Origin of the sequence: Metallosphaera yellowstonensis MK1 (genome assembly GCF_000243315.1) — an archaeon.
GTDB lineage: Archaea > Thermoproteota > Thermoprotei_A > Sulfolobales > Sulfolobaceae > Metallosphaera > Metallosphaera yellowstonensis.
This window is the reverse complement of record NZ_JH597761.1, coordinates 172,136-187,035: the sequence shown is the minus strand read 5'-3', so window position 1 is coordinate 187,035 and position 14,900 is coordinate 172,136. Positions and strand designations below refer to the sequence as shown.

Below are 14,900 nucleotides of genomic sequence, written 5' to 3'. Positions count from 1 at the left end.
ATGTTGATCTTGGATAGAATTGAAAGACTGATCTTATGCCGTATGGAATAGGCCTCGAGTAGTTCAATGTTGATCTTGGATAGAATTGAAAGCCACCATTACCACCATTACCACCGCAGTAGTATCCACCGCGTTGATCTTGGATAGAATTGAAAGTTTTCAGGTATCTTAGGGATGTTAAGGCCCACACGGGCCGTTGATCTTGGATAGAATTGAAAGGAATACGCTCCTAGATGAGCACGACATAACCTACAGGGTTGATCTTGGATAGAATTGAAAGCAAGTTTGGCGAAGTGCCTGTCAACGTGATTGTATACGGTTGATCTTGGATAGAATTGAAAGTTTTCTCATATTTATCGCCTCAAACATTGAACTCTTGTTGATCTTGGATAGAATTGAAAGGAGGGAGTCATCTTCTCAGGGGACGATGAAAGGTTACGTTGATCTTGGATAGAATTGAAAGAGGATCTTCAACTCTCCCCTTCACGATACCGGACATCGAGTTGATCTTGGATAGAATTGAAAGCATACAACAGCCTTCACAATCAATTTATGTTAACTCGTTGATCTTGGATAGAATTGAAAGAGTCCGATCAGGCCTTGCATCTAGTATCTCCTTTATTTGTGTTGATCTTGGATAGAATTGAAAGCTGGTCACTATAGCAAGGATAATAGACCAGGAGGATCCAGTTGATCTTGGATAGAATTGAAAGACACCATAAACTATTCCAGGATTTTGTCCTCTTCGGGTTGATCTTGGATAGAATTGAAAGGAAGTTAGCGGGGAACATGGCAGACATCTATAAGGACTTAGTTGATCTTGGATAGAATTGAAAGTGAGGAAACCAGCTCATCTTATAAGATAGGAAAAAATCAAGTTGATCTTGGATAGAATTGAAAGGTTTTTCAACAATTTACCGTTGTCATTGAAGGCCAAATAGCGTTGATCTTGGATAGAATTGAAAGTCCATCAGCACGTAAGAAGGTGAGTGTCTGGAGACTGGGTTGATCTTGGATAGAATTGAAAGCGGCCTATCACGACTTTCCCCCCTCCTCCTCCTAGACGGTTGATCTTGGATAGAATTGAAAGTTATTTTCAGTAATAGTATCACCAAGCATGGAGCATTATTGTTGATCTTGGATAGAATTGAAAGTTCTTTATCTATCTTGTTCACTGTAATTCCTATCGGGTTGATCTTGGATAGAATTGAAAGACCGGCATCTTTGACCTTCCACCATGAGCCTATTGATGTTGATCTTGGATAGAATTGAAAGTATTTTTATTGTTGAATCGTGTCTTTACTCTAGAGACCAGGTTGATCTTGGATAGAATTGAAAGTGTACGGTCTCGGCATTTTTTCTCACCTCTTACCTTAGGTTGATCTTGGATAGAATTGAAAGCTACCATTTGCGTGATGGCTCTTCTGATGGCCTCGCTCCGTTGATCTTGGATAGAATTGAAAGAAGAAATAACTGTTCCCCCATCGGACACTAGATATATCTCGGTTGATCTTGGATAGAATTGAAAGCGTACTTGAAACCCATCTTATATGGGGGGGCTATAGGTGCGTTGATCTTGGATAGAATTGAAAGCGCGAACGGGTTCAGCCCCGCTATGTTGGAAAAACTTCCTTCAGTTGATCTTGGATAGAATTGAAAGTAGCTTTTGAAGAATTACACGAAGTTGCAAGTAACTGGGTTGATCTTGGATAGAATTGAAAGGTGACATCGCTACCGATGCTTTTCGCCAGAGAATTCCGAGTTGATCTTGGATAGAATTGAAAGTTGGAGGAAGACGGGGGCATTACCGTTGTTTACAATTTGTTGATCTTGGATAGAATTGAAAGTCATCAACTTCTCGATACGGTTGACCTCACCCTGGTCTGAAGGTTGATCTTGGATAGAATTGAAAGGCTCCGAGTGTGTGCTGAGTTCGTTAGGTGACTCTATCTCTGTTGATCTTGGATAGAATTGAAAGTTAAGAAAAGACTCACAGCTAACTCTACGCCTCCTATAATGTTGATCTTGGATAGAATTGAAAGCTTGAGGCTTTGTCTGGGTTCAAAGGAGGGGATTCCTTCGTTGATCTTGGATAGAATTGAAAGCCGGGCCAGGGCCCGCTTCCTTTAATTCTCAAACTTACTCTGTTGATCTTGGATAGAATTGAAAGACTTCTCATATTGAGTGTAATCGATGAGAGCCACTGATGGGTTGATCTTGGATAGAATTGAAAGAACGGGCTTCCGAGTGCAGTCGTCATGCCTTACGTGATGTTGATCTTGGATAGAATTGAAAGGCGAAAAGTTTCTGCGAGGTGAATCGTGACACGATTTCTGTTGATCTTGGATAGAATTGAAAGCTTAGAGCCACTACTATTGCCCGTACCGCCGGCACCACCTGCACGTTGATCTTGGATAGAATTGAAAGTGAGTCTTAGGGAGCTAATCACTGTTCAGAATGAAAACGTTGATCTTGGATAGAATTGAAAGAGAAGAGCAATTGAAATATTTCTATATGTTCTTGATAGTTGATCTTGGATAGAATTGAAAGCAATTCCGCTTCGCTGGTCTATCTTATTCTTCTGGCCTGTGTTGATCTTGGATAGAATTGAAAGATAAGTAATGCGATAAGTCCCCAATCCATACCCTTTTGTGTTGATCTTGGATAGAATTGAAAGTTATGATCCTCATTCTATTAACACCTCCTCATCCTGAGTTGATCTTGGATAGAATTGAAAGTTGAATCGATCAGTGGGTTCAAGGGAGGCGATCGATTCTACGTTGATCTTGGATAGAATTGAAAGCAGGCGTCGCCGACTTCATCGGACTACTAATATCGTTCGCGTTGATCTTGGATAGAATTGAAAGAGTATTGCAAGTATATGTCTATGTACTCGAACGACCCGAAGTTGATCTTGGATAGAATTGAAAGTGGATTCGATACATGCCCTTCGATTATCGTACCTGGCGATGTTGATCTTGGATAGAATTGAAAGGACGCTTCGAGTGCTTTATAAATCGTTTCACCCCTCATCTTGTTGATCTTGGATAGAATTGAAAGTCCTACACCCCTAAAGCCCTGGTCAACGCAATAGTTCCTGTTGATCTTGGATAGAATTGAAAGTCCTTAGTTGTACCCTGAAACTCCCTAGGCTCCAGGAGCGTTGATCTTGAATAGAATTGAAAGACGTTTAAATTGATACTGGGGAGGAGCATATTGGGAGGGGTTGATCTTGGATAGAATTGAAAGACTCTTTTATTATCTGAACATTGCCGTCCTCGTCTAACCGAGTTGATCTTGGATAGAATTGAAAGAGCATACCGTCTGTGAACGTCACCGTAACTCCTTCATGTTGATCTTGGATAGAATTGAAAGGCGTTTAATGCATAGACATAAGAAGTTGTCCCGCTGACTATGTTGATCTTGGATAGAATTGAAAGCGGTTTTAGGGTCTCTCATGAACGCACTTATCTGGTCTCCGGTTGATCTTGGATAGAATTGAAAGTTCTGTATTACGGTCTGGTATGGGATTTGCGTACTTTGTTGATCTTGGATAGAATTGAAAGTGTATTACCGTGAGGACGGGCGAGTTCACGCATTACTCCTGTTGATCTTGGATAGAATTGAAAGGAATACGTTAATCAGCCTGGTCTGTGTTGAGTAATGTTCAGTTGATCTTGGATAGAATTGAAAGTGGTAAAAGGCCGACTTGATCGCTATCAACGTCAACAATTTGTTGATCTTGGATAGAATTGAAAGCACCTTGGTCTGAAGATAGTTGAGACTTCTTGAAGGAGTTGATCTTGGATAGAATTGAAAGGAATTATTAGGGTTTGTCTCGGTATTACGAAGTGCCGTTGATCTTGGATAGAATTGAAAGACCCATGTTAGGCTTCAAAGGGGGTGACGGGATATTCAAGTTGATCTTGGATAGAATTGAAAGAGTAATGTCCCCAGCCCGGGGACGAAGGAGCCGACTAGTTGATCTTGGATAGAATTGAAAGACTGATAGTAGCGCAGTGGCGGACACGACATATATTCCGTTGATCTTGGATAGAATTGAAAGGTAGTCTATGCCCTTCAAAAAGACCAAGTGATAGGTGTCCTGTTGATCTTGGATAGAATTGAAAGCCATATACTGGTAAAGTAGCGTCAGGAAGAAGTTGTGGAGTTGATCTTGGATAGAATTGAAAGAGCTAGAGGAGGCTGGAGTTCTAGAACATATCCTCAGCGTTGATCTTGGATAGAATTGAAAGTTTTTGCCTCCTCTTCATCTTCCGCCTGCACGTATGCAAAAGTTGATCTTGGATAGAATTGAAAGTTTCCTCTTGTTTCTTGGCCTCCAGCAGCGCCAGCTGTGGTTGATCTTGGATAGAATTGAAAGGGTACCTGCACTTCCACCGTTTACCGTTGCCCCTAACGGGTTCGGTTGATCTTGGATAGAATTGAAAGCTGTTGTATACATCGATTATCGTCCACTCTTGATTGACGTTGATCTTGGATAGAATTGAAAGTTATTCGTTGCTTGCTTCGAACATTAAGGAATTATACATGTTGATCTTGGATAGAATTGAAAGATGGTGGAGATACGATTGGAGACGGTGGTGGACTGATTATGTTGATCTTGGATAGAATTGAAAGATAGCACTACGCCGTCTTCTTTGCACCTGTATATTACTTGGTTGATCTTGGATAGAATTGAAAGAGCTTATTATTACTAATACTAGTTGGACAAAATTAGTAGAGTTGATCTTGGATAGAATTGAAAGTCACGTGCTATGCCGATATCGTGTAATAGTCCTTGCGTATGTTGATCTTGTATAGAATTGAAAGTCTTTCCTTACCACGCCTTTCTCCTCTAGTATCTCAAGTTGATCTTGGATAGAATTGAAAGTCTTGTGATATAGTGTTCCTTTGCGAGTCGACTTAAGATTACGTTGATCTTGGATAGAATTGAAAGATGAAAATTCTAGTATTTAACGGTACAAATCCACGGACCGTTGATCTTGGATAGAATTGAAAGTTGTCAATGGATCTTCCCATCCTACACCAAAGGGGCTCCTGTTGATCTTGGATAGAATTGAAAGTGATACAGAGTAACTCTATGAGGTTCTCCCGGCCTTGAGTTGATCTTGGATAGAATTGAAAGACGAGCGTAAACGCTAAATTAAACTCCTGACTTTATCTTTGTTGATCTTGGATAGAATTGAATGACTAGTCCTGCGGGTATATCGTATCTTCAAGGCACATTTGTTGATCTTGGATAGAATTGAAAGGTACGCATCAACGCTTAGGCTTCACTTATTTAACGCTTATGTTGATCTTGGATAGAATTGAAAGCTTTCTCTATCCCACGCCCTAAAACACAATATAAACCTGGTTGATCTTGGATAGAATTGAAAGAACAGATTTTTCCTAGTTTGATTATTATTGGTTTTATCTCGTTGATCTTTGATAGAATTGAAAGCCATTATTGCCACCATATGTACCCCCTGCACCACCACGTTGATCTTGGATAGAATTGAAAGCTATTACTTTCTTCTCAACCTCATCCAGTTCTCTCCCTGTGTTGATCTTGGATAGAATTGAAAGTAAATTGAGGTCATTCACGCTGTCGTGGTAGAACGAACTGTTGATCTTGGATAGAATTGAAAGAAATCGGTGAGATCGAATCCAGTTTTTTCTAGTTCCTCGTTGATCTTGGATAGAATTGAAAGGGAGTCCATGGGGCCGAACACGATCCACGTTCTTAATCTGTTGATCTTGGATAGAATTGAAAGTAACCTCCCCCTAACACCGTTTCCGGAGATTATCGGCACGTTGATCTTGGATAGAATTGAAAGTATTGGGGCGACCTTTGTCACTCCCCTCATCGAGACCTTGAGTTGATCTTGGATAGAATTGAAAGTCAATTATTGCCGAACTGAGGCTAATTTTAGTATCGAGTTGATCTTGGATAGAATTGAAAGATGAGGGTGATAGAGGGTTATCTCATCTATCCAATCCCCGGTTGATCTTGGATAGAATTGAAAGGCTAACACGCCGGCTAGCACGACCACAAAATCTAGAGTTGATCTTGGATAGAATTGAAAGAAACGCATTCTCTAGATGGGGGGGTGATTTTCCCTATTTGGGGTGATCTTGGATAGAATTGAAAGATCTTAACATGATAAAGGGACCTATTAAGAGGTCATATTGTTGATCTTGAATAGAATTGAAAGAAACTGTTCGTTCGCCAAGTCTTTGGAGAGTTCTATCTCGTTGATCTTAAATAGAATTGAAAGCGACTTCGAGTATATCGACGAAATACCAGCCCCGACAGGGGACCTCCAGTCCCTCCACGCGTAGTCCAGTTCTCCCAACGCCCCCAGCAGGTTTGAGTAGTCCAACCCGAACGTCTCAGCAGCATTCCTCACGCTGGCCCTCCGTCAGGACCATGAGGACTAGTGCCGGTTAACCTTCCTGCTCCTCCCCTTCCCCCTCACCACGCCCAACCTGTTGACCTCCCTGACCGGCCTCTCCCTAGCGAACTCGATCTGTCCCTTTCCGCACCTTTTCAGCCGGACGACGTCGAAAAACTTCTCACAATACCGACTTTCCGGTCCTCCCTAAGATTCCCATACTTGCTGCTCTGACAGACTTAAAAACGTAACACTGGACTCGTTTAGGCCTATTTGTTGTCCCTCGCCTTAACCACTATCTCCCCCAGCTTTGTCAGGAATATCCCTGCGCTCTTACCTCTCTGGGTCAAGAGCCCGTCACCCTTCATCTCAGTGACGTAGTTGAGCACCGTCTTCTTTGTCTTGCCCAACCTCTGTGCCAGCTCGTCCACGGTTATCCCGGGGTTCCTGGAGACCTCACTGAGCAAGATGTACCTCTCCTTGGTGACGCCTGAGGCTAGGGCCCTGAATTCCCTTGTGGAGAAATAGAGCTCTCCCTCCTCGTTCTCCAGGGTCACATATATGTCAGCATCCTTTCCGCTGGCCAGCACCGCAATTAGCGTGGAAACACCCAAGGCCCTCATCCCTCCGCTGATGTCTACGATCAGGGGTTCCTGCAGACTCCTCACCTTCGACAATATCTGCTCCACGAAGGAGAACAGATTGGATCCCTCCAGCTCGAGGAGTTCCGGCTCCCTCAATGATAACTTGGTGCAGTATGCCTGTAACGCCTGGAAGGCCTTCATGGTTCCCTTGGATACCGGCCTCACGGTGATCGCCAGCAGGTGATCCTCAGGAGAGACATGTGTGCCGTGTAGCCTCCTCACCACGAAGTCCTCGTGAAAGCCCAGGGTGAAGACGTAGCTCCTCATAATTTTATGTTAGGAGGTGAGGCTTTTAAATTGTTCACATTCGCTCGTGAAGTATTTCTAGTGCATTACCACTCACGATGGTGATCCCCGTCGTTTAGGTAATATTACCGCCTTACGGGACCTCCAATGTCCCTGAAGGGTGAGCCAGTCGAGTTCTCTTCATCAAATATCTAAGGTCAAATTAAAGGGACAGCAGTTAGTAGATTTTGCCTTGACTTCAAGGCTATGCAACGAGAAATCCCATAACTGCTGGGATAAGTTACGCCACGGGTAAACACTCGAACCAGTTACTATTCCCGAGAGCTTCTCATCGGGACTACTCACCTAACTCAGCCGTGGTCCCAGGACGTCCTGTATAATCCCCAAGTTGACCGAATCGTCCCTTCCTGGATCTAGAATCACCATGTATATCTCCTGCCCCTCGTAGTCAAAGCACAGGTACCCGTTCCTCTCCACCTCCCTGTGTAAATTAGCAGTGACCTCTTCCTCCTCGTCATATGTCCTCCCTCCCTTAAGCCCCGGATAGACCAGTATAGACAGGTCAGGCCTGTACTCTAGGGCGTAGGCCATCACCTTGAACCTTCCTGCTGTGATGTAGCTGTGCCTCCAGGAGTACTTGGACTCAAATAGGAAAGTCTTCCTACCTCTCAGGGCCAGGTCTGGCCTACCCCTGTACTCATTGAGGCCCTCGAGGCTGTCCACCCTCTTTAGCCTGGAGTTCCCCAACGGGACGTTAAATGACATGAGGATCTCTTCCCCGTCCTTAACTGCAACGTAACTCCTTCCTCGTCCCCCTCCTCCTTCAGACTTCAACACCTTGTAACCTCTCGCCTGCAGGTAAGCGACGATGAGGTAAAAGACGTATAGTTCGTAGAGCTTCCAGAGCACGAACCTGAGGAGATTCCTGTCCCCCAAATCAGTGCTCACTTCGACCTTCTCCACCTTCCTGGTCACGGAGAAAGCACGGAACGCGGTCCTAAGCCACCCCGGGTCCGTGTAAACGGGTCTCCTGAACTTACCCTTCGGAAATTCGTCCTTCAACTTGGAAAGGGAGTTAAAGGTCTTCCTGAAGTCCCTGGTGAAGTCGAGGTTGGGATTGCTCAGTGAGTCCTCCCTCGCGGCCCTCAGGGAACTCCTGGGGTTGACTAGGTTACTCTTAGCCTTGACCAGACTGTAAATCCTCCGGAGCAGGTAGCCCAGAAGGGAGTACTCCGGAGCGTCGTATCCCTCCCTGTAGTTAAAGTAGGCTTTTAGCCCGTAGGGGAGAGTGATGAGCGTCCTCGCCACGTCCACAGGACCGTAATTCCTCTGGGAGTACTCCACCGCGAACTCCTTGAAGGTCGATCTCTCCCTCTTAGCTCTCCTTGCGGACCTAACTGCTTCCTCAGTTGCTAAGAAAAGGAGGTATTCCCTGACGTAGGAGAGGGTCGAGTTGTCTACGTTTGAACTCCCTCCAGACCTGAAGAGTCGGAGCAGGTCCTCCAGGTTTACCACCCCCCAGTACCGCAGGTAGTAACGTCCGACCTTCCTCAGGAGTATGCGATCCCTGTTCATCTCGGGGAGGCCTCCTCTCCTCTGATCTCAGTTAACTCTCTCGTGTTTCCGATCACGACTGTCAAGAGAGTTGAAGGGCCACGAACTACCTCCCCTAGGCCAGTGGGAAAGCTGAATTGCAGGCTACGAGCTGAGAACAGCGTCAAGCACCCCCGGATCGGGAGCACTCCTGGAGACTCTGCCTGAACTTCTTTAACCTGCCTGGGTCCAGAGACCCCAGTGCCAGTTCGAGGCTTAGTTTGAACTCCTCCAATCCCCTCAGAGAGCCCTGATCTTTAAGTGCCAGTTCCCTGTAGAGGCCCAACGCCGTTCTCACGGTAGCGGGCGAAAGTTTGACCTTATGAGCCCTCAGACAGGCCACCAACCTACGTATCCCTTCCTCGTTGGGTAGGGAGTAGTCACCAGACTTAAGAATCTTATCCAAGTCCTCCGTCCCCTTCGGGTAGTCCAGATTGAAGATCACGAACCTCCTGGCCAGGGCGTCCCCGACATAGAACAGGTTCCTGGCGTCGACCAAGTTCATGGTACCCACGAGCCTTATCCTCCTCAGGGGCTCGTTCCCCTTCTCCCGGTAAACCTTGAGGAATTCCCTCGCCGTGTCGTCCGCGTTATCACCGTATCTACTCACCTCGTCTACCAACGTAATTGGGACCTCCCATTCCGGTAGACCCAAAATCATATTATGAAAAATATTTCTGGTAGGATAATATTTAATTTATAAAAGATAAAGAAATTTATAAGAGTATTAAGAATTCAGTTGAAGAAAGGTTTAAGGTGAGGGAGATGTGGTATTACCACGTGAGTAAGCGAGATGGTAACACCGGTACTCCCTCACCAAAACAACGTACAACAAATAGGATATAAATTACTTTCCATGCTGAACTTCAAGGGAAAGAGAGGGGAAGAGGTGGCGAGAACCCTCATCTCAGCGTGTTTATGGAACGATTCGGTGGAAAGCAAGTCGAGGGCGTATGGCGTGTCACCACAGACCGTGAGGAATTACGTGGAGGAGCAAGGGGTGGAAGTGGTGGAAAAGCTGTTGGAACAAGTGAGGAAAATATCCTTGAAGGTACTGAAGGGAGTAAGGGAGATAGACCTCTCAATAGACTGGACGACCAAGACGTGGTACGGGAGACCGGTGGGAGGGCTCGGGAGTTCGGAGGAGGGAAACTCTTGGAACTACGCAACTGCGACGACAAAGTTTGACGGGAAAGTGCTCCTACTGGCCTTCGTCACTCAAGTCAAGGGGATGACCAAGGATGAGGTCGTGAAGGCCCTCGTGGAGCAAGTCGTCGCCATGGGGTTCAAGGTAAGGTTGATGACTCTCGACGCTGGTTTCTACACGGTTGACGTGCTCAACTTCGTTTCGCAGTTCAAGTACATAATCGGAGTTCCTGTTGGGAACGTGAAGGTCTACCAGGAGTTCGACGGCGAGTACGAGACGAACAGTAAGAGGCACAGGAGGGACGAGCAGGTCGAGTTCAGGCTCCTCGTGTACAGCGAGGAGAAGGTTAAGAGAAAGAAGAGGACTCTCGTTTACTTCGCTAGGGCTACGAACCTCGACCTACCGAAGGGGGAGGTGTTGAAGTTGTACAACAAGGTGAGGGGTCCCATAGAGACCTCTTACCGGAACATCAAGGCCTTTCTCCCCTTCACCAGTTCCACCAAGTTCGTCTTCCGCACGTTGATCTTCGTGCTGGCCGCGGTCCTCTACTCCCTGTACACCGTGTTCAAGGGGGAGGTGAGGAGGGAGCAGTTCAGGGTACTCCTAATACTCTTGTTTTCTGATGATTTATTCTATCTAAGAGATTTTCTACTTAAATCAATAGAACCGCTTATTAATATAGATTTATTTTCAAGGAGGTGATTTTGGGTCTACCGATTCCTCCGGGGAGTTGGTGGAGAACACGGTTATCATTTCCCCGAAGGCCTTGTCCACGTCTGCCCTGTTGATCTCATCTATGATTACGTAAAAGTAACCGTCGGTCAACCTCGAGGCCTTGACGTAGGCCCTGACCAGTAACCCAGACCTCCACACAGTTCTGTTCCCCTCTAGGCTCTCCCCTCCCACGACGTCCCTTCTGAACCAAAGGGAGTTCGAAGTGTAGACGTCGTAACACTCCTCGCTACCGGTCATCGCCTTGGCGAACCTCATGGCGAGGGTCGTCTTTCCGACTCCTGGGGGACCGACCAGTAGGACGTTCCCGATCCTCATGGCTGCAGCCAACAGTCTTGGGTCGACGGGTATGTAAAGGTCGGAAAGATCCGGGTTTCCGTCCCCTCTGCAATTCACCTTGGTCTCATTCAGGGTGGGGGTCAGGGAGGAGGGGAACCTCCTAAGCCTGGATAAGTCCAGAGACCCAGACCCTGGTTCTCTAGACAAGGTGTCGTTCAACTTCTCCACGGCGATCCGAAAGTTCGAGAGTAGATCGAAGGACAGTAGGTTCTCCTCGACTCCTCCTCCTTGAAGGAAGTTCCTGGCGTTCTGGAGGACATGATCGAGCTCCTGGAGGACCATGTGATCCGACTTCCCGTGAAAGCTCCACATCACCAAAGCCTTGTAGAGGGCAGTGACCTGGAATGAGATCTTTCCACCTTCCCTCACCTGTCTGTCGTAGGGGAGAAGGTTAACGAAGTCTGCCAACGCGAGCGGGTAGAGTAGGAGGTTGAAGTGCCAGTAAACGTTGGTCTTAACTTTCCCCTCCCTGACTGGCACGATCCCGCTGACCTTTTTCCTGTCATCTTCCGTCAGGCGATTTAAGACCTCCGTGAAGGGAAGAATTCCCTCCGTAGAGTGAGAGAAGAGGAGAGGAATTTCCCTGTAAATCTTGAGGAGTGGATTCAGGGCAACCTCAAAGTTTTGAAACGTCAAGCTGTAGCTACCAACCACGGGGTACTTCCAGGCCAGGAAGAAACCGTAAGCGAGGTACTTAGTCATGAGGTAAGGATCATCTGATCCCAACAGCGACGTCATCTCGTTTAACAGTCCTTTGAGATCGAAGTAAACTCTGGTCGGGATCATCAACACGTAGTTCCTCTTAAATAGGCCTATGATCTCCTCACTCACGTCATTGAGGTCCCTGTTGGCCCGACTCATATGGGTGAAAGTTAGGTCGAGAATCTTGAGAGACTTCACCTTCTCGCGACAGGTCGACGGGTACTTTAAGGTCTCACCGAAGACCTCCTCGACGTCCTGAACCGCTGAGGGACCCTGATCGCCGCACAGTTGGTTTGGTTCCACGGTATCTCTGTTAACCCTGTGGCTTAATTGGTTTACTCGTGAAGTTATCTGCTCACCGATCCTCTGGCTGACCAAAACTTTCTTCGTTGTGGATCCAATTTCATTGGTCATCTCGCTTATATTTTACTTCACAGCAGTTATGGGAATCTTAGGGAGGTAATATGAAGAAGTCGGTATTAGCGAGAAGTTTTTATTTTTCAACGTCGTCCTGCTGAAAAGATGCGGAAAGGGACAAATCGAGTTGGCTAGGGAGAGGCTGGTCAAGGCGGTCAACCAGGTTCTGGGCGTGGTCAGGAGGAACGGGAGGAGCAGGAAGGTCAACTGGCACTAGTCCTCATGGTCTTGGTAGGTGGGAGGGCCAGCGTGAGGAACGCGGCCGAGACGTTCGGGTTGGACTACGCAAACCTGCTGGAGGCGTTGGGAGAACTCGACGACGCGTGGGAGCTGGAGGTCCTGTCAGACTGGTGAAGGGTCAGGTGGCCGTCATCGTGGACGACACCGTGGACCACGACGCTCCAGGGGGAGGGACGTGAGCCCCTGAGAACTACTGGATCTACTGCCACACCCACGGGAGGTTCGAGAGGGCCAAGCTCCTCACGGTAGCCGTAGTGGACCTCGGGCAGGACGTTCACGGTTTCCCCTACGCCGTGAGGAAGATGTGGGATTTGTGAGGGTCAACGAGTTCAAGACCGAGATCGAGTTGGCCAGGGAGATGTTGGACGTGCTCAAGGAGTCCTTCCAGTGGCCAGGGTCGTCTTCGACTCCAGTACTGTCCGAGAAGCTCGTGAGGGACAACTTGGTGTCTGAGCTCAAGTCCAACCGAGCTCAGGGTCGAGTCGGTCCAGGGGACCCTCGAGGAGGTGGAGGGACACCTCCGAGTGGGAGACCCCCCGGAGTCTACTACGCCGACCTGACCCTGGGAGGCCGAGCCATTACGGTGAAGTTGTTAGTCCAGGAACGTAAACGTGACTCTGGGACACAGGCCAGGTACCTCTACACGACCGACCTCTCGCTCAGTGAGGAAGTCGAGGAGGCCTGTTGTGTGGGAGATCGAGGACCCCCCAAGGGACGTCAAGGCCCTTGGACTGGAGGACTCCTCGTTCTGGGGGGCTTCAGGGTTACCTCAGGATCTTCACCATCAACAACGTCGTCAGGGAGCTGGTGGGGGAGCTGAACCTGAGGAGCGTGGAGGCGTTCCTCAGGTCCGTTGAACGTCATTTAGGCGGACCGCTGGGGCTGATGAAAATCTTTAAGTTACGTTAAAGTCTCATAACTGCTGAGCTAGATAAAATTAAATCCTTTCTTAGTTAAATAAAAAGAAGATTATAAGATACAGACAAAAATATTCATTTTTAAGTATCCATCAAAACTTAGAATACTGAAGGGTATATACTGCAATGGACAAATGACGCATCACTTGTTGTGCCCAAAGAGGTAAGGCTAACTAAAACCCAGCAACCATTTCCACAGGGGTAAAGCCTTAAACCCTCTAACCTCTCCCTCATAGTCCCAAGTGATGATTAAGGCGTCATCTACCTTGAGTACGGGTTTAGCCTCCATGAGCCCCTCTATCTCCCTCTCCTCAACTCTATCAGTTGCATAAGTTACTTGTATCAAACTCTCAGGCTCGAAGTTTTTCGAAACAACGAAATCCACCTCCCTCTTCCCCCTCCAATAAAATACCTCTTTAATCCCCCTCCTCATTAATTCCATATATACGGCGTTTTCCATAGCCCTTGATATTGAAAACTCGTAACCTAAAGCAGTGGGATAGCCCGTGTCAATAATATACACCTTTTTAGGATTAGCCCTCCTCTTACTCTCGCTTTTCTCAAACTCCTCAACAAGGAAGGCGAAGTATGCCTCCCTAGCCTTTGAGAAGAGCTCAAGGACCGTTTCCTTCCCTACCTTAACTCCTAACCCTCTCAAGTAGTTATAAACCTTATTCACACTCAAGGGACTCGAGTAATTGGAAATTATGAAACTAGCGAAGAGCTCAGCGACTGACGGTTTTACTATCGATAAGTCCCTAATTATTACGGATTCGAAATAGGACTTCAGTAGGGCTATCTTATTTCTATCCTCCAACACTACAGCCGGGTAACCGCCGTAATATAAATACTCCCTGAGCAGAGAGAGGATTTTACCCCTTTGTGGAGTATAATCCATTAAAGGTGTGTAAGTGAAACCCTCAAACCTTAAGAACTCCCTAAAAGATAAGGGATATACCTCAAAGTTTATACTCCTCCCTCTTAGTTCCTCAGCTATTTTAAGGGGAGTCAACTCTGATGAAGACCCGGTTAAAAACACTCCGGCGTTAATCCTCCTCCTAAACCAGCTCCCGTAATCTTTGACGTTTTGAATCTCGTCAAAGAAGATGTACTTAGGCTGTTTCCCGGTGAGCTCCACGAAGGCTTTAACCAGTTTATCTAAATCGTTAACGCTTACTACCTTTAGCCTATAATCCTCAAAGTCCACGTAGAGTATTTCGTTAAGTGATGCAAGCCCTTTTTCAATTATTTTTCTTACTGTTTGATAAAGCAGGTAAGTTTTTCCGCTCCTCCTTCCTCCCGTGACGGTTATTATATAATCCTTATCTATGGGTAAAGCAATTTCTCTTTCAATGAGCTCAGGCAAACCCGCAGCTAACCACTCGGCTATGAAGCTTTTAATCCCGTCTTCCACAACCGTCTTTGTGTTTAAGAGTTTAAGTCTCTTTCTGACCACCTTTACGTATTAACTGGTCTGTTAGAGACCACATATTAAGATAATGAATAAAATTAAACAAAAATA

Annotated in this window: 9 protein-coding genes, 1 pseudogene and 1 CRISPR repeat array (1 of these 11 cut by a window edge); of the genes and pseudogenes, 4 read left to right on the top strand and 6 right to left on the bottom strand. The window is 46.6% G+C overall.

Annotation, left to right across the window (positions count from 1 at the left end; translation table 11 throughout):
• Positions 1–6,284: a CRISPR direct-repeat array (repeat unit 24 nt; unit sequence GTTGATCTTGGATAGAATTGAAAG) (it extends 1,715 nt beyond the left edge of the window).
• A 45-nt stretch (positions 6,285–6,329) separates the two neighbouring features.
• From METMK1DRAFT_RS19850 to METMK1DRAFT_RS01670, 4 genes and pseudogenes are all read right to left on the bottom strand, one after another.
• Positions 6,330–6,560 (bottom strand): annotated as a pseudogene (locus METMK1DRAFT_RS19850) (IS701 family transposase); the annotation flags it as partial.
• A gap of 110 nt (positions 6,561–6,670) precedes the next feature.
• Complete coding sequence (gene csa3, locus METMK1DRAFT_RS01680; RefSeq protein ID WP_009070138.1) at positions 6,671–7,312, bottom strand: CRISPR-associated CARF protein Csa3; 642 nt, start codon at positions 7,310–7,312, stop codon at positions 6,671–6,673.
• A 324-nt stretch (positions 7,313–7,636) separates the two neighbouring features.
• Positions 7,637–8,866, bottom strand: coding sequence for a hypothetical protein (locus METMK1DRAFT_RS01675; protein WP_009070137.1), 1,230 nt, complete (start codon positions 8,864–8,866; stop codon positions 7,637–7,639).
• Between the two features lie 142 nt (positions 8,867–9,008).
• Positions 9,009–9,545 carry a hypothetical protein gene (locus tag METMK1DRAFT_RS01670; protein ID WP_009070135.1) on the bottom strand — a complete coding sequence of 179 codons (537 nt, stop codon included), beginning with the start codon at positions 9,543–9,545 and terminating at the stop codon, positions 9,009–9,011.
• A gap of 132 nt (positions 9,546–9,677) precedes the next feature.
• On the opposite strand from METMK1DRAFT_RS01670, the gene METMK1DRAFT_RS01665 reads away from it, so the two are divergent.
• On the top strand, positions 9,678–10,733 hold the full coding sequence (locus METMK1DRAFT_RS01665) for an ISH3 family transposase (protein WP_009070132.1): 1,056 nt from the start codon (positions 9,678–9,680) through the stop codon (positions 10,731–10,733).
• On the opposite strand, the gene METMK1DRAFT_RS01660 is transcribed toward METMK1DRAFT_RS01665, so the two are convergent.
• Entirely contained in the window at positions 10,722–12,107 is a 1,386-nt protein-coding gene (locus METMK1DRAFT_RS01660; RefSeq protein WP_172634098.1) for an AAA family ATPase, read from the bottom strand. The two genes, METMK1DRAFT_RS01665 and METMK1DRAFT_RS01660, sit on opposite strands and share 12 nt — an antisense overlap.
• A 336-nt stretch (positions 12,108–12,443) precedes the next feature.
• On the opposite strand from METMK1DRAFT_RS01660, the gene METMK1DRAFT_RS19845 reads away from it, so the two are divergent.
• From METMK1DRAFT_RS19845 to METMK1DRAFT_RS19835, 3 genes are all read left to right on the top strand, one after another.
• Entirely contained in the window at positions 12,444–12,575 is a 132-nt protein-coding gene (locus METMK1DRAFT_RS19845; RefSeq protein ID WP_009070128.1) for a transposase, read from the top strand.
• An 83-nt stretch (positions 12,576–12,658) separates the two neighbouring features.
• Positions 12,659–12,778 carry a hypothetical protein gene (locus tag METMK1DRAFT_RS19840; protein WP_155812332.1) on the top strand — a complete coding sequence of 40 codons (120 nt, stop codon included), beginning with the start codon at positions 12,659–12,661 and terminating at the stop codon, positions 12,776–12,778.
• Entirely contained in the window at positions 12,775–13,281 is a 507-nt protein-coding gene (locus METMK1DRAFT_RS19835) for a transposase (protein WP_425357371.1), read from the top strand. Before METMK1DRAFT_RS19840 ends, METMK1DRAFT_RS19835 begins: the two co-directional genes overlap by 4 nt.
• Before the next feature lie 266 nt (positions 13,282–13,547).
• Here the strand turns inward: METMK1DRAFT_RS19835 and METMK1DRAFT_RS01645 are convergent, their stop codons facing one another.
• Positions 13,548–14,792: an ATP-binding protein gene (locus tag METMK1DRAFT_RS01645; protein WP_155812247.1), complete on the bottom strand. Its 1,245-nt coding sequence runs from the start codon at positions 14,790–14,792 to the stop codon at positions 13,548–13,550.
• Positions 14,793–14,900: the final 108 nt, after the last annotated feature.